At 70.0% G+C, this 19,189-nt stretch carries 13 protein-coding genes; 9 read left to right on the top strand and 4 right to left on the bottom strand.

Features of this window, described 5'->3' with window-relative positions:
• Positions 1 to 123: 123 nt before the first annotated feature.
• Positions 124 to 786, top strand: a complete 663-nt coding sequence (locus ACQP03_RS10225) for a DUF998 domain-containing protein (RefSeq protein WP_357394108.1) — start codon at positions 124 to 126, stop codon at positions 784 to 786.
• A gap of 404 nt (positions 787 to 1,190) precedes the next feature.
• Here the strand turns inward: ACQP03_RS10225 and ACQP03_RS10220 are convergent, their stop codons facing one another.
• Positions 1,191 to 1,784 carry a hypothetical protein gene (locus ACQP03_RS10220; protein WP_357123218.1) on the bottom strand — a complete coding sequence of 198 codons (594 nt, stop codon included), beginning with the start codon at positions 1,782 to 1,784 and terminating at the stop codon, positions 1,191 to 1,193.
• A gap of 120 nt (positions 1,785 to 1,904) precedes the next feature.
• Positions 1,905 to 5,078 carry an AfsR/SARP family transcriptional regulator gene (locus ACQP03_RS10215; protein ID WP_433460830.1) on the bottom strand — a complete coding sequence of 1,058 codons (3,174 nt, stop codon included), beginning with the start codon at positions 5,076 to 5,078 and terminating at the stop codon, positions 1,905 to 1,907.
• A 356-nt stretch (positions 5,079 to 5,434) separates the two neighbouring features.
• Here ACQP03_RS10215 and ACQP03_RS10210 point away from each other — a divergent pair, with 356 nt between their 5' ends.
• The 6 genes from ACQP03_RS10210 (at position 5,435) to ACQP03_RS10185 (ending at position 10,699) form a co-directional block, all read left to right on the top strand.
• On the top strand, positions 5,435 to 6,997 hold the full coding sequence (locus ACQP03_RS10210) for an FG-GAP repeat domain-containing protein (protein ID WP_357123212.1): 1,563 nt from the start codon (positions 5,435 to 5,437) through the stop codon (positions 6,995 to 6,997).
• A gap of 162 nt (positions 6,998 to 7,159) precedes the next feature.
• A complete protein-coding gene (locus ACQP03_RS10205; RefSeq protein WP_357394104.1) occupies positions 7,160 to 7,612 on the top strand; it encodes a VOC family protein in 453 nt (150 codons plus the stop codon).
• Between the two features lie 375 nt (positions 7,613 to 7,987).
• Positions 7,988 to 8,365 carry a DUF7668 domain-containing protein gene (locus tag ACQP03_RS10200; RefSeq protein WP_357123206.1) on the top strand — a complete coding sequence of 126 codons (378 nt, stop codon included), beginning with the start codon at positions 7,988 to 7,990 and terminating at the stop codon, positions 8,363 to 8,365.
• Positions 8,366 to 8,519: 154 nt separating this feature from the next.
• Entirely contained in the window at positions 8,520 to 8,726 is a 207-nt protein-coding gene (locus tag ACQP03_RS10195; protein ID WP_357123203.1) for a hypothetical protein, read from the top strand.
• A 170-nt stretch (positions 8,727 to 8,896) separates the two neighbouring features.
• On the top strand, positions 8,897 to 10,135 hold the full coding sequence (locus ACQP03_RS10190) for an FAD-dependent oxidoreductase (RefSeq protein WP_357394102.1): 1,239 nt from the start codon (positions 8,897 to 8,899) through the stop codon (positions 10,133 to 10,135).
• Between the two features lie 126 nt (positions 10,136 to 10,261).
• Positions 10,262 to 10,699, top strand: coding sequence for a GNAT family N-acetyltransferase (locus ACQP03_RS10185; protein WP_357394100.1), 438 nt, complete (start codon positions 10,262 to 10,264; stop codon positions 10,697 to 10,699).
• 153 nt (positions 10,700 to 10,852) lie between these two features.
• Here the strand turns inward: ACQP03_RS10185 and ACQP03_RS10180 are convergent, their stop codons facing one another.
• Both ACQP03_RS10180 and ACQP03_RS10175 read right to left on the bottom strand, forming a co-directional pair.
• Positions 10,853 to 11,422, bottom strand: coding sequence for an NADAR family protein (locus ACQP03_RS10180; RefSeq protein ID WP_357171397.1), 570 nt, complete (start codon positions 11,420 to 11,422; stop codon positions 10,853 to 10,855).
• Positions 11,423 to 11,900: 478 nt separating this feature from the next.
• The gene (locus ACQP03_RS10175) at positions 11,901 to 14,612 is read right to left on the bottom strand and encodes an RICIN domain-containing protein (RefSeq protein WP_357394099.1); all 2,712 of its coding nucleotides are present in this window, start codon (positions 14,610 to 14,612) and stop codon (positions 11,901 to 11,903) included.
• Between the two features lie 556 nt (positions 14,613 to 15,168).
• Between ACQP03_RS10175 and ACQP03_RS10170 the strand changes: the two genes are divergently transcribed.
• Both ACQP03_RS10170 and ACQP03_RS10165 read left to right on the top strand, forming a co-directional pair.
• Positions 15,169 to 16,299, top strand: coding sequence for a LacI family DNA-binding transcriptional regulator (locus ACQP03_RS10170; protein ID WP_357394097.1), 1,131 nt, complete (start codon positions 15,169 to 15,171; stop codon positions 16,297 to 16,299).
• 707 nt (positions 16,300 to 17,006) lie between these two features.
• Complete coding sequence (locus ACQP03_RS10165; protein WP_357394095.1) at positions 17,007 to 19,142, top strand: beta-galactosidase; 2,136 nt, start codon at positions 17,007 to 17,009, stop codon at positions 19,140 to 19,142.
• Positions 19,143 to 19,189: the final 47 nt, after the last annotated feature.

Below are 19,189 nucleotides of genomic sequence, written 5' to 3'. Positions count from 1 at the left end.
GGTCGGAACCGGGAACCCGTCCCTCCCGTACCGACGAAAGTAGGTTCGGAACCCCGCCATCGGCCCCGTACCGACCGACGGCTGCCGCTACCAAGATCAAGCTCTGGCACGCCCAATAGAGCGATGAAGAAAGACATCACCACCCGGCGGCTCCTCGCATGCGGCGCCGCCGCCGGTCCTCTGTTCGGCATCGTGATCATCGTTGGTGGCGCGCTGCAGCCCGGATACCGCCCGATCCGCCAGTCCGTCAGCGAACTGGCCACCGGATCGACCGGCTGGATCCAGACCACCAACTTCCTCGTGTGCGGTTCGCTGTTCGTGGTATTCGCCCTCGGTGTCCGCCGGGCCCTGCGCCCCCGCTCAGCCGCCCGGACCGCGGCGGCCCTGACCGGCCTGTTCGGCGTAGCCCTCATCGCCTCCGGGCTGTTCACCACCGATGTCGCCGGGCAGCCTCAGCACACCTGGACCGGCACCGCGCACAACGCCGCCGGCGGCATCGCGTTTCTGTCCCTACCGCTTTTGACCTTCACCTGGGCCATCTGCTCGGCCCGACGTCGCTCCTGGGTCTGGACGGTAACCAGCGCGGCGGCCGGCGTGACCATGCTCCTGCTCATCCAAGGCCTGGCCGTACCCGAACACCGCGGCCTGTATCAGCGCCTCACCATCGGAGTCGGCTGGACCTGGATCACCGCCTTCGCCCTGCACCTACGCCGCAATACGTCCACGCACAAAGGCGAAGCAACTCATCAGAAGCACCCGATCACTCGCCCGTTTCGCCAAGGCTGAGCGCGTCTCGCCAAGATCAGATGCGCGCTCAGTGGCATGGGCGGACTCCCGCCCTACCGACTCCCCGGGGCGCCGACGCTGACGCCTTCGCGGTCGGCGAGGAGAATCCGCCGGTCGCGGCGCTGTCTATGCCGGCTCGCGCACGCCGCCGGCGTTGCCACCATCGTCTGGCGACGGTTCGTGCGGGGCTTCGGGCAGCTCGTCCGGTCCGCCGGGCAGAAGGACGCCCGCGTCGTCGGGCACCGGTTCACGTGGGTCGATGGGAGGATACTGTTCGGGGTCGAGATCCGGTCCAGTCATCAGGCGAGTATCCGTCGTCTTCGGCACTGCCGCTCGTCGGGCCCGCGAGCCGGACGGTCTCCCCCTCCGGCCGGCCCGCCCGGCCCGGAGGCCGCCGCCGGCCGTCAGGCCAGACCGGCGCAGACCGCCCGGACCGCGGTGACCAGGCCGGGGTCGCCGCAGTCGGTGGATGCCGAGGTACGTCCGACGACCCGCCAGCCCTTGGTGTCCTTGCGCAGGAATACCTGGTCGCCACCGGGGATGGAGGCCGACTGCGGGGCGATCGCCATCAGCCGGGCGAAGCCGTTGCGGCAGCCGAGCACCTGCACGTCGGTGACGCTCTGCCCGTTGAGCGCGGCGCCGGTGGCCTCGAGCAGGACCGGCGGCCGGCAGGACGGGTCGGTGTCGGTGCTCGGCAGGGCGGCGAGCCGGGCGGGCCCGGTGGCGGCGGAGGCGGGGTCGACCGTTCGGCCGGATTCCGTACCGGGGCGGGCCGGGTCCGGGGCGGAAGCCGGTGGCGCGGGGACGCCGAGGGTGGTGGGCGTCGCCTGCGGTCCGACGGCGGTGCCCGCCGGGTCCGGCGCGGCGGTCGGCCCGGACAAGGCCGGTGCCGGGCCACCGGCCGCGGCACCGGCGCGGTCGGCGTGCGCGCATCCGGCCGCCGGGAGGGCCAGGGCCACCGCCACCACCAGGTACGCGCTGCTGCGTCGGATCGTCATGAAACGTCTCTCCATCTCGTCGAAGCTGCTGCCCGGGTGGGCGCCCGGTGCTGCTCCGACGCTAGGGAGCCGGCCTGCCGGCGATCTGGACGAAACCTGGAAGCGCAGGCCAGGGTGGGTTCAGGCCGGGTGGGCAACCGACACGGCCACGCCCACCGGCGCGGTCGCCTCGCAACCGCATGCCCACCGCTCGTGCCAGCCGGACGCCTCGTCGGCCTCGCGGGTGCCGAGCCGGCGGAACGTCGCCGCGGCGGTCTCCCATGCCTGGTGGGCGGACGCGACGTCGCCCAGCGCCGCATGAGCCGCACCCAGGTCGCGCAGCGTCCGTGCGGCACCGAGATCGTGGTGCAGCTCGACCCATCCGTCGTACGCGAGCCGAAGGTTCTCCAGGGCGACGTCCGGCCGGCCGGCCGCCAGGTGCAGTTCGCCGACGGTCCGCTGGACCAGCGCCACCCCGAACCGGTCGTGCAGCCGCCGGCACGTCCCGAGGGCGCGCTCCAACGGCTCCTGCGCCCGGCTCAACCTGCCCTGCCGGATCCACACCTTCGCCAGCGCCTGCTCCGTGTAGCAGGCGAGCAACTCGTCGCCGCTCGCCAGGATCAGGTCGTGGCTGCGGAGGCACCAGCGCTCCGCCTCGGCCAGCTCACCCCGGGCCCGATGTACCAGGCCGATCCCCCGGGCGGCGATGGCCTCGCCGCGAGCGTGGCCCAGCGAACGGTAGGTGTCCACGGTACGACCCATCCAGCTCAGTGCCGCCTCGTCGTCGCCGAGCTCCCGCAGGCAGTAGCCGATGCCGTAGGTCGCGTGCGCGGCGGCGGTCTCGCCCCCCAAGCGGCCCAGCACCTCGGCGGCTGTGGTCAGCAGCGGGACCGCCTCGCGATGCCGGCCCACCTCACGCAGTACGGTGCCGAGACCGTTGCGCGCCGCAGCCGACCCGTGCTCGTGGCCGGCGGCTTCGAACAGGTCGATGGCGGTCCGGAAGTTCCGTTCGGCCTCGGCGAACCGGTCCTCCTTGTAGCGCAGCAGCGCGATGCCGCACTCGATCACCGCCTCGCCGACCACGTTGCCGGCCGCCCGGGCGGCGGCCGACGCCGCCGCGTGGGTGCGTCCCCAGCCGACGAAGTCGTTGCGGACCGCGAAGGAGGCGTAGACCAACGCGTCCGCCAGCGCGCACGCCGCCACGTCCATGCCGAGCTCCGCGGCCCGTTCCACCGCGACGATCAGCGTCGGCGCCTCGACCTCCAGCCAACCGGGTAGCTGGTGATCCGCCGGAAGCGGGACGGCCGGTACGTCCACCGGCAGCGGCGCCTGCCGGTACAGCGGCGGGATGGCGTACGGCAGCCGCTGGTTGAGCCGCTCACCCAGCTCGGTGGCCGTGACCAGCACTCTGGCCACCGCGGCGCGCAGCGCGTCGTCGCTGTCCTCCTCGACGGCGCGTTCCCTGGCGAACAGCCGGACCAGGTCGTGCATGTGGTACCGGAGCAGTCGGTGCGTCGGGTCCGCAACGGCGGTCACCAGGCGGGCGTCGGCGAGCTGTTCCAGCAGTTCCTCGGCGTCGTCCATCGAGCCGCCGACGAGTGCCGCCACCAGCCACTCCGCGAAGCTCGACACCCCGAGAAAGCCGAGCAACCGGAACGCAAGACGGGCCGGTGGGTCGAGCGCCTGGTAGCCGACCGCGACGCTGACCCGGACGGCCAGCCCGTCCGCCGTCATCTCGTCGAGCCTCGCGCGTTCGTCGCGCATCCGCTCGGCCAGGCGGGCGATCCGGCGGTGCGGTCGGGCCGCGATCCGGGCGCCGACGATCCGCAGGGCGAGCGGCAGGCCAGCGCACATCTCGACAAGCGCGGCGGTCGCCTCCGGCTCGGCGGCCACCCGGCCTGGCCCGACGATGCGCTCCAACAGGACGACCGAGTCGGCCCGGTCGAGCAACGGCACCTCGATCTGCTCGGCGCCCGGGATGGTGGTCAGCAGGGCCCGGCTGGACACGATCAGGGCGCTGCCCGGCCCACCGGGCGCGAGCGGGCGAACCTCCTCGGCGCTGACCGCCGAGTCGAGCACGATGAGGAATCGGCGTCCGCTCAGCATGGCGCGGTACTGTCCGAGCTTGTCCTCCAAAGTGGGCAACTGCTGGATGTTCGTGGCGCCCAGGGCCCGCAGCACCCGGTCCAGGGCCTCCCCGGAGTCGCCGCCTCGGCCGGCGAGGGTGACGAAGATCTGCCCGTCGGGGTACGAGTGGCGCAGGAGGTATGCGAGCCGGATGCTGAGCGCCGTCTTACCCACGCCGCCCGGGCCGGAAAGGATCACCACGGGCGCGGCGTTGTCCTTGAGGCGCCCATCGCCGGGTTGCAGCACACTCAACGCGCAGGAGATCTCCGGTTCACAGCCGACGTGGTCGGGCAGGTCGGCCGGAAGCTGACAGCCGGGTCCCGGCGGAGCATGGTGTGCCGGCTCCGGTTTCACCTCGACACGCGTGGGCACGGCGGCAGCGGGCTGCGCCACTCCGGGCACCTCGACAGGGGCCGCGGCCACCCTCGGCGCACGCAGCGTGCCCCGCAGGATCTCCCGCTGCAGGTCCTGCAGGTCCTGCAGGTCGGTGCCCGGGTCGATGCCCAACTCGTCGGCGAGCTTGACGCGGGTCCGGGCGTACAGGTCGAGTGCCTCGGCTCGGCGACCGTCGAAGTACAGGGCGCGCATCAGGGTCACGGCCAGCGGCTCGACGAGCGGGCTGCGCTCCAGGGCCACCGTGAGTCGGTCGACGACCTGCCCCGGCCGGCCCTGGCCGATCTCGCTGTCGGCCCAGTCGAGCAGGACTCGGACGAGCTGCTGGGACAGGCCCTCCCGAACCCGGGCCGCCCAGGCGCCGGGCAGCCCGTCGAGCGGGTCGCCCCGCCACAGCTCGACCGCCTCCCGCAGCAGCGCCGCCCGGTCGGGGTCGGCCGCCGCGAGGCCCTGGGCCTGCTCGGCGAAGCGGCGCAGGCGGTGCAGGTCGACGCGGTCCGGGTCGATGTCGAGCAGATAGCCGGTCTGACTGCGGCCGACCGTGATCGGGACCGTCTCGGCGGATTGGGCCGCGACCAGGATCCGCCGGATTCGGGTGAGGTACGTGTACAGGACGCCCCGGGCGTCAGCCGGCGGGGCGTCGTCCCAGACCCGGTCGACCAGCGCCTCGATCGGCACGCTGCGGCCCACGTCCACGGCGAGCGCGGCGAACACCAGCCGTTGCTTCGGTGGCCCCAACTCGAGCGGCCGGCCGGCCGCGACCACGCGAAGATCACCCAGTATGCATAGTTCCACGGCTTCGCCCCCGCGTCCGTAGCGCCGCTGGACGGCCCGCGAGCAGGGCGTCCGAAGTTGTCAAGGATCCATCCAGGTTCGCTACCTGATGTGGCTGCGAGGGTTCTGCCAGCCACCGCACCGGCAGCTCGCGGACCACTCACCGGAGTGGACGGCCCTCATCCCACCTCCGACGAAAGGGTCGCGAACACACAACCGCACAGCAGGACCAAGCGGGACCAGCCATCGAGGGCAGGCCCCACGGTGGCTTGTGCGCTGCGACTTTACCTGTCGCATTGGGTCCAGCCAATGGCTGTCGTGCACCTCGATCCACGTTCGCGACCACTCCGTTCATCCCCACCACGAAGGGAAGACCCATGCGTCGCTTCCGAGCCCGCAGACCGGCCGCGATCCTCGGCACCATCACGATGGCCGCCGCTGGCCTGGTCAGCGTGTCGTCCGCGCCGGCCCAGGCCTCCACCATCGAGGGCCCGATCAGCCGCAGCGAGGTCCTGTCCCGTGCACAGAACTGGGTGGACCGGGACCTCACCTACACCCAGACCGGCTCCTGGGCGAGCGACATGGACGGCGACAAGACCTACCGGCGCGACTGCTCCGGTCTCGTGTCGATGGCCTGGCACCTGAACACCAGCTACATCACCGACGACTTCCAGGGGAACAACTCCCGCTGGGACACCCTCGGCAGCATCGACAGCTTCCAGGCCGGCGACGCGATGGTCCGCAGCGGCCACATCGAACTCTTCTCGCACTGGGCCGACCGGAACGACCACAGCAAGGGCGCCTACGTCTATTCCTTCAACGACGACGGCCAGACGGTCCAGAACCCGTACAAGGACAACAACGTCGGCAGTCGTGGGTTCAACAGCGCCAGCGACCTGAGGACGTACAAGCCGATCCGGCGCACCGGCCTGATCGCGGGGGCGACGGCGCGCAAGGGGCCGGCGTTGGGGCACGACGACGGCGACGGCACCCTGACCATCCACCGCTGGAATTCGACCGGTACGGCGTTCGACCACACGACCGATTACAAGGGTGAGAGTTCCTTCGACCTCGCGAACGTGGGCGATCGGATGGCCTCGGGTGACGTCGATGGTGACGGCACCGACGACATCGTCATGGCGTACCAGATCAGCGATGGCACCTTCGGCTTCTACGTCTTCGACGCCGGCCTGACCAGCCGCGGCCGCTTCTACACCTCCAGCCAATACAACCTCGACCCCGTCGCCGGACGCCTCGTCGTGGCCGACTTCACCGGCGACGGCAAAGCCGAACCCGCCCTCATCCACGACGACGGCGACGGCACCACCACCATCCACCGCTGGACCAGCACCGGCACCACCTTCAACCGCACCACCGACTACGTCGGCACCGGCAGCTTCGACCTCGCCAACGTCGGCGACCGCGTCGCCGCCGGCGACGTCACCGGCGACGGCAAAGCCGACATCGTCATGGCCTACCAAATCAGCGACGGCACCTTCGGCTACTACGTCTACAGCCAAGGCCTGACCAGCCTCGGCCGCTTCTACACCTCCAGCCAATACAACCTCGACCCCGTCGCCGGACGCCTCGTCGTCGCCGACTTCACCGGCGACGGCAAAGCCGAACCCGCCCTCATCCACGACGACGGCGACGGCACCACCACCATCCACCGCTGGACCAGCACCGGCACCACCTTCAACCGCACCACCGACTACGTCGGCACCGGCAACTTCGACCTCGCCAACGTCGGCAACCGCGTCGCCGCCGGCGACGTCACCGGCGACGGCAAAGCCGACATCGTCATGGCCTACGACCTCGGCAACAACACCTTCGGCTACTACACCTTCAACCAAGGCCTCACCAGCCTCGGCCGCTGGTACACCTCCGGCCCCTACAACATCACCCCCGTCAACGGACGCCTCGTCCTCGGCAACTGGTGACCTGACCTCGTCTCACACGAACAGGACTCGGGGGTCACCGGCTGCGCCGGTGACCCCCGAGTCGCGTCCGGTCAGGTCGCGGTGGTCACCTCGGCCTCGACCTGGCGATTCATCTTGGGTAGGTGGGGAGACGCCGCTGGCGGTGTCCGGCATGCTGTGGGCATGACCGAGGAACCGAAGAGTCGTTCCGCCTCATCCAGCGATACGGTGCTCGCCGCATCGCCAGTGATCTCGGTGATGTTGATCGTCTCCGATGCAGAGGCCGCAGTCGCCTGGTACCGGACTGCGCTCGGCGCGACGGAGCTGTGGAACCTTGGTGGCGTGGCCGGCCTAGCGATCAGCGGCGCCCCCTTCTTCCTCCACCAGGTCAATCCCGAGAACCCGACAGAGACGAGTCCTGGCCAGGTCGGAATCACGAGCACCCGCATCGAGGTGTTCGTCGATGATCCCGACACCTTCATCGAGCGCGCCGTCGCGGCCGGCGCAGTCGCCGGAGCGGCAATCGAGGATCACCGCGTGCCCTGGGGGACGCACCGTCAAGGTGGCTTCACGGACCCGTTCGGTCACAACTGGTCCGTGGGCGACACGTCGCCCCTGCGCCCGTTCCCACGTTGATCGGGCGAGCCTGCTCATGACGCCGCGTCTGGCCCGGCTCGAACGCGAAGAAGGCCCTGGCCGAAAGTCGGAACCGAGGACCGTGACCACGCCCGCCGTGCCGTCGCCGCGTTCAAGCTCGTCTACGGCGCCACGTTCGCCAACGCCGTCGCGATAACCACCGGCGATCTCGGCGAGCGGCTCTCCTCCTACGAGTACCCGAGCCCGCTAGCGGGCGGCCAACGCACCCCACCTCGTCGCGCTCGTGCGTGTGGACGCCCGCTTCGAACACGGCAAACTCGTCGGACGCCCCGCGGCCACCCCGGCCACCAAGGCCCCCGCCGCCACCCAACCAAGATCACCCAATCACACGTTGGCATCGCAGAGGAGGCACACGTGGGCGATCCGGTGAAGGATGCCTCGCTCGAAGGTCCCATTCCAGAGGCTTGGCGGCCGACGCTCAAGGCGGTCGTGGACTCGCTGGTGGGACGAGACGCCGCCATCGGCGCAGGCCTGCCGCCGGTAGACCCAGTTCCTACCGAAATCTCGCAGAAATGCCGCCAGGCGATTGACAACTACGGTGACGTCACGCTGATCACCCCACCAGACCAATCCTGGAACACATCAGTCGCATTGTGGTTCGGCGATCACTGGCGCTGCCTGGTCGACCTCTGGACCGAAGAGGAAGGCAGGAGCGACCTGGTGCTCGATGTCGACGTCTTCGAGAACGGACCTGGATACCGCTACCGCGTGAACCTCGTCTACGTCCCCTGAACCACCGATCCACAGGTGGTGACAATCGCTCACGCGGCGTCTTGACTGTCATCGATGGTGGCCGGTTGACGACGTCTTGCGCCCGCCTGCGTCCCCACCCGCCGGTACGGCGTGATTAGCTGCCGCCCTGGCATCGGATAGCGAACGGATCGACGTGGCGTTGGCCAAGAAGGGCTCTCGGCTCATCCCGGTCGACAGCGTGGTCTACCGGTGGCGGGTGCGCGGAAGGCCAACCTACGCCCAAACGCTCGGTGATCGACCACTCACCCTCGCCGTCGAGCAAGCCGACTGCAAGGGCGGCGTACTGCTGGTCGACCTGCCCCAGGACCACCCGAGGACCGTGCGTCACCACCGGCAATGAACGCCAGCCCACCTGGAGCGGCAGATCCGGTTGTTGCGGTGATCGCTACTGTGGGGGTTCGTGGCTGTTTCGCGGGCAGGTTTCGATGCGCCGAGCGTTGTCGGGATGCACTGTCGGCCGCTTGGCTCCGGCGTTTCTCGCGGTTCGGATGGCGTGAGGTGGGAGGCGTCATGCGGGTAGCGGTGGCCGGCGCCGGTCTTGGCGGATTGTGTCTGGTGCAGGGGCTGGTGCGGGACGGCGTCGATGTGCACGTTTACGAGCGGGACAGTGGCCTTGACGTCCGCCGGCAGGGCTACCGGCTGCACTTGGACGCGCGGGCCGGGCTGGCGCTGCAGAGGTGTCTGCCGCCCGAGTTGTTCCGGCTCTTCCTCGCCACGACGGGCCGGCGCAGCACCGTGGTCACGGTACTGACCGCACAGCTGCGCGTCCTGCGCCGCATGGCAGTTGACCCGAACCTGGACCCGGGCGATCCGGCGACGCTGTCTACCTCGGTCGACCGGGGCACGCTGCGGGAAATCCTCGCCGCGGGGCTCGACGCTCGGATCCACTTCGGCCGTGAGCTCGTCGGGTACGCGCAGGAGGCCGACGGTGTGACCCTGCGCTTCGCGGACGGGTCGACCGAGGCCGCGGACGTGCTTGTCGGCGCGGACGGGGTGAATTCCGTCGTGCGCCGCACACTGTTGCCGGACGCACCGGTCGTGGACACCGGCTCGAGGGTCATCTACGGCAAGGTCCCATTGGACGACGCTGCGCGGCGGCTGATCCCGCCGGCCATGTACGAAGGGTTCACCGCCATCATCGGTGGCGATGTCGGTTTGGCCGCTGGGCTGGTCGAGTTTCAGCGGGCACCCGAGGACGCGGCGGCCGAGATCGCGCCTGGAATACGCGTCACGCCGACCGGGGACTATCTGATGTGGGGTCTGTCCGCCGGACGCGATCGGCTTGGCGCGCCGGACACCGAACTGGCCGTGGCCGACCCTGCGGCCTTACATGCCGTCGCGTGCCGGGCGATCCGTTCGTGGCACCCCGACCTGCGTGCACTGCTGGCCCGGACGGCCGTTGATGAGACCTTCTTCATCCGGGTCCGCAGCAGCGAACGCGTCGCCGCCTGGGCGCCAAGCCGGGTGACACTGCTCGGCGACGGGATCCACGCGATGAGCCCGGCCCGCGGCTCAGGCGCGAACACCGCGCTGATGGACGCGGCGAACCTGTGCGCTGCCCTCACCACCGGCAGCGACATCATCGCGGCGATAGCCCAATACGAGGAAGGCATGCGCGACTACGGCTTCGCCGCGGTGGAGGCCTCCCGGGAAGCGGATGCGGCGTACGCCGGCCGGGGAAACCCTGTGTGGCTCTGGATCGTCAACCACCTGCCCAAACCGCGCGGCGCCCGCCGCTCGGTGCGCTGATCTCGCATATCCGCGAGCTGGCGCAGTGAGCCAGCCTGTGCCGCAGCTGCCCACTGGGCACCCAAAGCGGCAGATCCGGATGCAGTGTAGGAGCTGAACCGGCTTGTACGACGTATCGTGCCTCCCGTGGACGTCGAGGTGGAACTCGTCGAGGCTCTCGACGCGGAGAGCATCGAAGCGTTTTGCCGAGATGTGCCAAAGTTGTCGAGCCGGCCGAGTCGTCTGAGCCCGCAAGCTTTGGCCCGCATGATCGCGTTGCCTGAGTACCAGCTATTCGTCGCCCGGCAGAACGGGAGCATCTGCGGCACACTCACGCTCGCGGTTTACCAGGCGCCCGGCGGAGTGAAGGCCCGTATCGATGATGTCGTCGCCGAACAGACTGAAGGCGGGAAAGCGGTTGCCCTAAGGCTGATCCGAGAGGCCATACAGCGTGCCGTGGCGGCCGGCGCTGCTGGCGTCCAGGTCGTGTCTAAACCGGCATTGTCGGTGGCAAACAGTACCTTCGAACAGATCGGCTTCAGGCAGCAAGGCCCAGGGATCTACGTCCGGGTGTTCCATACCTAACCCCCGACTCCCGCTTCCGCAGGGCACGGCGGCGGTACGTCCAGGACGAGGCGCACTGTCATCGGCCAGTCCCGACGCCGCCTGCCCTTCTTCGCATGACGCCCCGTAGCGCACGGATCGTGGCGAGTCCGTGACCTAGGCGTCTAGCGACGGCTACCGTTCCGGCTGTTCGTGGAGGACGTCGCGAACTTGCATGAGCGCGAACCCGAGCAGGTTGAGGCCCCGCCAGCGAGCCGGTTCGGAGGCGACGGGGTCCTCTCGGGTTAGCCCGATACCCCAGATCCGGTCCACCGGGCTGGCCTCGACGAGAACCCGTCTTCCGGTACCGACCAGGAATTCGCGCAGCGCGGCGTGCTGTCCGAACTTAGCCAGGTTGCCGGCCACCACGATCTCGAAGCGGTGATCGTCCCAGGTCCGTTGATCGAAGCCGACGACCCGGCCGCCGAGCGCCTTGGCCGCGTGTGGGTGCGGCGCGGCGAGAACCCGCTCGGCCATCGCGTCGTCACCGAACACGGTGGCCTTGCGCCACATCATGTAGTGCTCGGCGGTCGCGAAGACGAGCCCGTCGATCATGAACGGCGTTGGCCACCACTGACTCAAGCATCCGGCGCCGACCCGGCCGTCGCGCTCCGGCTGGTGCCCCCAGAAGAACAGAAACTTGATCCGTTCCCCGCGCGCCTGCGCGGCGACCAGATCCGTGACGCTACGACATGAAGCCAGCATGATCGCGAGTGTCCTCGACCCGGACCTCGACGCGCCACAGTATTGTCCGAGGCAGAGCCGAGAGGGCGCTTGGCGGTAAGCGCCTCACCGACACCGCGCTCAGTCGGCGGCAGATCAGTATGCGGAAGCGGGCATGCGGACACGCACTGGGGCCACGCCGGTCGCGGGCGGTTGTCGAGGCCGTAGAACCCGACATGTCGGTTGCTCAGCTGCATCCGCAGGATGGTTCGGGAGTAGCCAGCGGACTCCAACTGCCTGTACGCGCGCTCGACCGTCCGTGCACTCAGCCGCGACGCCCGGGCCTGGCCCACGTACGGGTAGCGAGCGGACCAGGCCCGCGTCTGTCCGGATCGGTAGCTCGTGTCCCACCGTGATTGGGTCGCGGCCGACTCGGGCGCACAAAGCGTGCCCCCGAGTCGGCGCGACAATCGGCAGACCGTTACCGGCGGCCGAACTTGACACCCACCTCTGCTACTGGTCAGGCGGGTACGAACTGCCACTGCTGGTTGGTCCCGCCGTTGGCGGCCCACTGCACGACCTGCGCCCCGTCGCTGGTCGAGGCGCCGGAGACGTCGGCCACGAGTCCGCTGCTGCGGCTGACGATGGTGTAGTAGCCGTCACCGGTGGGCCGCAGGTACCACGACTGGTTGGCACCGCCGTTGGCCGACCACTGCTGTAGCTGCAGGCCCTGCGTGGTGCTGCCGGCGTTGACGTCGAGCATCTTTCCGGAGGCGGTGTAGCGCAGGGTGTACGCGTCCTGGGTGGTGCTGATCGTCCAGGTGGGGCTGCCGCTCTGCTGGACGGCCTTGGCGCCGTCGGCGGTGGAGTTGCCGGCGATGGCGAGGGGCTTGCCGCTGTTGCGGTTGACGATGCGGTAGGTGCCTGCTGCGGGCCCGGTTCCGCCGCCGCTTCCACTGAGGTTGAGGTATTCGACCGCGTCGGTGAAGACGGTGCTGCCGGACTTGGCGGTCGACAGTTGTAGGTACACGCGGCTGCCGGTGGCGGGGGCGGTGAAGGACACCGGTTGGGTGACCCGCGAGCCGAGTGGGACGGTCAGGGTGCTGTTGCCGGACGCGACGACCGCGCCGGTCGGGCTGTCGAGCCGGGCGGTCCAGGTGAAGCCCACCGAGGTGTTGGTGAGGTCGTCGTTGAACACGGTGATGTTGCGGGTCACCGTGGCGTTGCGGGCGTAGCTGGGCACCGCCTGCGCCAGCGGGAAGCTGCCGTTGGAGTCCGAATTGCCGGAGGCGGACCAGTACGGGAGGTCGATCGCGGCCACCGGGTTGAACGCCGCCTGCACACGCTGGATCTGCGCGTTGCTCCACGGATCGGGCAGGTTGTCCACGCCGTAGATGGGGTGACCGCCCTCCTCCGGGGTGAAGTCGGTGGACCGCACGCCCGGCACGACGCTGGCCCAGGCGGACAGCAGCGTGTACGGGCGCAAGTCGGTGGCGCCCTTGCCGCGCTTGGCAGCAGTCGCGGTGGCGAACCACTCGAAGCCCTGCTTGTTGTTGCATGCCGGCCAGATGAACTCGCCCTCGCCGTCGGGCCGCCCGTTCACGCTGACCAGGCCCTCCCCGTACCTGCCGAAGCCGTCGACGTAGTGCGGGATCACCGCGAAGTTGGCGTACGTCATCCCGGGATACAGGCTGACATTGTTGCCGACGCCCACCTCGACAATGATCGGCCGGGTGCCGTCGGCGCCGTTCATCGCCGCGTACAGGTCCTTCTCGAACTGCTCGGAATCCTGGCCGCTCTGGTTCGGCTCGTTGTTCTGACTCCAGCGGATGATCGCGGGGTGGTTGCGGTCGCGCAGGACCAGCGCACGGGCGTGGTTGATCATGTTGTCGCGCCCGACGGAGTTCTGCCACTCCTGCGAGGACTGAGAGCCGCGAATCGCGACCTCGTCGATGATCATCAGGCCCATCTCGTCGGCGACATCCAGCATGTACGGGCTTCCGGGCTCCTGGTGGATGCGCACCACGTTGTAGTTCAGCCGCTGGTAGTTGTCCACCGCCTGCGGCCAGCCGCCGTTGCCGGACGACGGGGGCAGGAAACCGGGCAGGGTGTGGTACGCGTCGCCCTTGCCGCCGTTGTTGATCCGGTCGTAGTCGCCACCCTGGAGGTTGTCGCCACGGAAGTTCACGCGCACGCCGTTGAGGTAGTAGTAGTCACCGTTCTGGGTGGCCTCTCGGAACCCGAACCGGGACGTGGCGTCGCTCGTCCGGCCGTCGTCGGTGACCGCATGCACCGTCAGCCCGTGCAGCTGCGCCCGGTACCCCGACCGGTACGGCACATTGGGCCACCAGTACGAGGTGCTGTCGAGGTTCCACGCGACCGGCCCCACAGTCACGGTCACGGTTGAGCGGGCCGCCACGGTGACCGTACGGCTGGGCAGTGCCGGGTAGCTGAAAGCCGTTCCGTTGCTGGACGACAGCGACCCGGTCAACGTCACCGACCGGGAACTGTCCGACGTGTTACGCACCGACACGTCGTAGGTCAGCGTCTTGTTCGCCACCGACGTACGCACGAATGTGTCGCTGACGTATACCGCCGGGTACACCCGCAGGAACGCGGACCCGAAGATTCCCTGCGGTATCGCCTCGGACCACGTGGCGGCGTCGGGCACCAGGTACCGGCCGTTGGATGCCTTCAACGCGCCGCGGCCCTTCACGTTCACGGTGATCGTGTGGGTGGTGCCGGGCGCCGCGTATGCGCTGATGTCGAAGTTCGACGGGGTGAACGCCGTCGTCTGGGTGGCGACCACGCGGCCGTCGACCGACAGTGTCGCCTGGTGGTTGACGGCGCCGAACTCGATCCAGGTCGACTGCGGCTGCCCCGAGTCCGGCACGGTGATGCTGCGCGAGTACACCGCCTCGTTCACGGTGGTGAAGCCCTGCTTGTACCAGCCGCCACCGGGCACCGCGATCGTGGTCGCCCCCCGACCCGCGGGCGTGAAGTTCCACGTCCCGCTCAGATCGACCGAGGTGATCGCAGCGTTACCGGCCGCCACACCGTCAACTCCGGCGGCCGCGACACTCTGCGTCGCGACCGGCGCGGCCAGGGCCGACCCGGGGGTCGCCAGGGTCAGACCACCCAGCGTCAGGGGCAGGGCGAGCGCCACGGTCGCGGCCAGCCCTCTGGCCAACGCCGACAATCGGCCACCCCAGTGGACGTTCGTACGATGCACGGTAACCCTCCTGTGACTCACCCGACAGCTCCGCAACACCGGTTCAGGGCACAGCCGCAAGGCCGATACTCGAATCGATTCGACAAATCTGCCGGCGTCGCCGACCACCCGGGAAGGGTGGTTACGGCCCAGATACATAGATATGTATTAATGGGTGTCTGGAGCGTGAAGTCAAGGTTTCAAGACGGTTACTTCCTGCTCCTGATGCCTCACAAGCCTCGAGTGGCTGCCGATGAGTACGACCCCTTTGGAGTGCCAGGGCATCGCGCTCAGGCACTCCGTGTCGCCGACCCACCGCCGCAGCGTCGATCGAATAGCGAACCGATTCGCCTCTGCGGCACCCGACCGCGTGACATATGGACAGCACTGTGGTCCTCGGCGAAGTCGGCGGGCGACGCGGCCTGACTTGTTCGGTTCGAAACTGAAGTTAGGCTGCTGGCAAGGAACGTGCTTCGCCAGCGTCACGGGCGGGTTACGGGAACTTAACGGTGAGTGTCTGACTGCGTAGACATGACTACGCAAACATACAGGACTATGGCCGGCGATGGGAGATGCCGTGACGCGATTGGCGGGGCCGGGTGGAAGCCCTCCGACGCCGCGCAGCGTGGACGTCGCGCGGCTGGCCGGCGTATCCCAGAAGACGGTGTCCAGGGTCCTCAACGACGAGCCGTATGTCTCGGCCGACGTGCGCCGGCGGGTCCTGGACGCCGCCGAGGAGCTCGGCTACCGGCGCAACCAGGCGGCCCGGGCGCTGGCCTCCGGGCGGACCCGGTCGATCGGCGTGGTGACGCTCGGCAGCGCCTTGTACGGGCCGGCGTCGTGGCTCATGGGCATCGAGCGGGCGGTCCGGGAGGTGGGCTACACGCTGCGGGTGGCCACCACGATGGAGGGCGACCCGGGCGGCATCGCGAGCGCCCTGGCGTCGCTGCTGGACCAGGGCGTGGACGGCGTCATCATCTCCGAGCCGATCGACGAGGGCGTCGGCCCCATCAGCGTCGACGTGCCGGTCCTGGTCCTCGGCGCGCCGCCCACCTTCACCGCGCGGCAGGTCGTGACCGCCAGGGTCGGCGCGGGCCGGCTCGCGCGGGCCGCGACCGAGCACCTGCTGGAGCTGGGGCACGCGACCGTCCATCACCTGGCCGGCCCGCAGCGGTGGTATTCGGCACGGGACCGTCTCGCCGGCTGGCGCGAGGCGCTGCGAGCCCACGGCGCGGACGAGCCGCCGGTCGTCGAGGGCGACTGGTCGGCCGCGTCCGGCTACGCGGCGGGCCGGCAACTGGCCGGCGACAGCACCGTGACCGCGGTGTTCGCCGCGAACGACGACATGGCAATCGGTCTCATCCGCGCGCAGCTCGAGGCCGGGCGCCGCGTGCCCGAGGACATCAGCGTCGTCGGGTTCGACGACATCCCGGTCGCCGCCTACGTCACTCCCCCGCTCACCACCCTGCGGCAGCCGTTCGACGAGGTCACGCGGCAGGGCCTCGCGCTGCTGGTTCAGGTCATCGAGAAGCCGGACGTCGAGCTTGCACCGGCGGCCGACCAACCGGTCGAGCTCGTCGTCCGCGCCTCGACGGCACCACCGCCGCCCCGGCCGCTCCCGGGACGTGGCCGCCGAGCGATCCCCCAGCCCACGGTGGCCCGCACGGTCAGCCCGCCGGCAGCGAAGTCGCATCCGCCGCGCCCGTGATCAGCGTCGATTTTTCCACCTACGGCGGCACGTCACCCGATGCCCCCACGGCCGTCGCCGACCAGCGGCGGTAGCACCCGCGCGGACGCACACCTCTCGATACCCCCTGTCCCCAACACGCCGTTGCCCGACGCGCCGGTCCCGCTACCCTTGCGACGGGAGTTGACCATGGCCACATCGTCCCCAACAGTCCCCGGTAAGCCGCCGAACCTTGCTTGCCTCGGCCGCAGCGGTGTCGTCGAGTGCCGCGCTGGCCGCGTGCGGCGGCGACGGCAAGGGCGGCGGTACCTCCGCCACCGCGGCGGTGAGCCAGGCCGACATCGACAAGGCGATGTCGACCGCGACCGAGCTGACGTTCTGGGGCCTGGGTTCCGGACATCGCGCAAGAGGTGGCGCTGTTCGAGCAGAAGTACCCGGCTGTCAAGGTGGCCAACGCCGGTCAGGGCGCCCCGGAGTACACCAAGCTGCGCACGGCGTTGCAGGCCGGTACCGGTGCTCCCGACGTGGGGCCTCGCCTCCTGCGCCTCCCAGACCGCAGGGGGCGGACCTACGAACAGCGACACGGTCGTACTCGTGGTGACCGGGTCCATGCTCTCGATCGTCCCGCTCGTCGTGGCCGTCCTGCTCCTGCGGCGGTACTGGCAGAGCGAGCTGGCCACCGACAGCGTCAAGCAATGACCGACCGCTCCACCTCGGAGGTTCCCCCCATGGCAGTGCTCCCCGCCCGCGTCCTCTTCGGCGCCGCGTACTACGTCGAGTACCAGCCCTATGAACGACTCAAGACCGACCTCGACCTGATGGTCGACGCCCGCTTCACCGTCATCCGGGTCGGCGAGTCGGTCTGGTCGACCTGGGAACCGGAGAACGGGCGGTTCAACCTCGAGTGGCTCCAGCCGGTGCTCGACGGCGCACACGAACGCGGCATCTCCGTCATCCTCGGCACGCCCACCTACGCCGTGCCGCCGTGGCTCGCCCGGCAGTACCCGGAGATCGCCGGCGAGCGGGCCACCGGGCAGCGCATCGGATGGGGCGCGCGGCAGGAGGTCGACTTCACCCACCCGGGCTTCCGATTCCACGCCGAGCGGGTCATCCGGCAGATCGTCGGCCGGTACGCCGGCCACCCCGCAGTCATCGGGTTCCAGGTGGACAACGAACCCGGCAACGAACTGCTGCACAACCACGGCGTCTTCCAGCGATTCGTGGACCACCTGCGCACCACCTACGGCGACGTCGAGACCCTCAACCGCGAATGGGGCCTGGTCTACTGGTCGCACCGCCTCTCCACCTGGGCGGACCTGTGGACCCCGGACGGCAACGCCCAGCCCCAGTACGACGTCGCCTGGCGGGCGTTCCAGGCCCGCCAGACGACCGAGTTCATCGGCTGGCAGGCCGGCATCGTCCGGGAGTACGCGCGCGGCGACCAGTTCGTCACCACGTGCATCGCCTACGGCCGACCCGCGGTGCACGACGACGAGCTGACCGAAGGCCTCGACGTCGCCGCCGGCAACCCGTACTACGTCATGCAGGATGCCCTGGCGCTGCCGGACCGCGACCACGACGACGTCGAACAGCACGGGAAGACCACCGGGGTATGGGCGCTGTACCAGAGCGCAGACCGCATGTTCTCGTCGCGCCAGGCGCCGTTCCTGGTCACCGAGACCAACGCCATGTCCATCGGCATGCCGTGGGACAACCGGCCGGCGTACGACGGCCAGTGGCGGCAGGCGGCCTGGGCGCTCGTCGCGCGCGGGGCGCAGATGATCGAGTACTGGCACTGGCACACGCTGCACTTCGGCGCGGAGACCTACTGGGGCGGGATCCTTCCGCACAGCGGCCGGCCGGGCCGCACGTACGCGGAGCTGTCCCGCCTCGGCGCGGAACTGGACGCCGCCGGCCCCCTCGTCGCCGCCCTCGAACCCGACGCCGACATCACGATGGTCTACTCGATGCCGAGCAACTGGCTCATGCAGAAGTACCCGCCGCTGTCTGCCGCGGACGGTGGACCGGACGCCGCGGCGTACCACGGCATCTTCGACCCCTTCTATCGCGGCGCATTCGACGCCGGCCGGCAGGTGCGCATCGTCCACGCCGGGCAGTTGCACGACCCGAGCGGTGAGCGGACCGGCCCAACGCCGGAGTCGGCCGCGCGACGGCATCCGGTCCTGGTCGTCGCGGCGCTGTATGTCGCCGACGACGCGACGCTCGACTGGCTCGCCGCCTACGCGGCCGCCGGCGGCCACCTCGTACTCGGCCCGCGGACCGGCTACGCCGACCACGAGGCCCGCGCGCGACACGAGCCGGCGCCCGGACGGCTCGTCGAGGCCACCGGAGTCCGCTACGAGGAGTTCAGCAACCTGGTGCGCGATGTCCCGGTCCGTGCCGCCTCGGGCGGGCCGCTCGACCTGCCGGAGCGGGCGGCGGCGACGCGCTGGGCCGACGGCCTCACCGTCGTGGACGCCGATGTGCTCGTCGAGTACCACCATCCGCACTTCGGCCGCTGGCCGGCGGTCACTACCCGCCGCCACGGCGCGGGCCGAGTCACCTGCGTCGGCACGGTACCCGGACGCGACCTCGCCCAGGCCCTCGCCGCATGGCTCGCGCCGGTGCCGACCGGCGGATGGCGCCGCCTCCCGGCCTCCGTCACGGCCACCACCGCCACCTCCCCGGACGGGCGCCGGGTCCACGTCGTGCACAACTGGAGCTGGGAACCCGTCGCGGTCGAGGCGCCGGTGCCGCTGACCGACGCCCTGAGCGGTGCCGCGGTCGCGCCGGGCACGGCGGTGCACCTCGGCGCGTGGGACGTGCGCGTCTTCGCGTCGGACGGAACTGAAGCTTCTGGCTGACCCGCCGGGGGTGAATCGCGGATCAACGAGCCGATCGTCGCGTTGCC

Source organism: Micromonospora sp. CA-248212, assembly GCF_050948405.1.
Classification (GTDB): domain Bacteria; phylum Actinomycetota; class Actinomycetes; order Mycobacteriales; family Micromonosporaceae; genus Micromonospora.
This window is presented reverse-complemented; position numbering and strand designations above follow the sequence as displayed.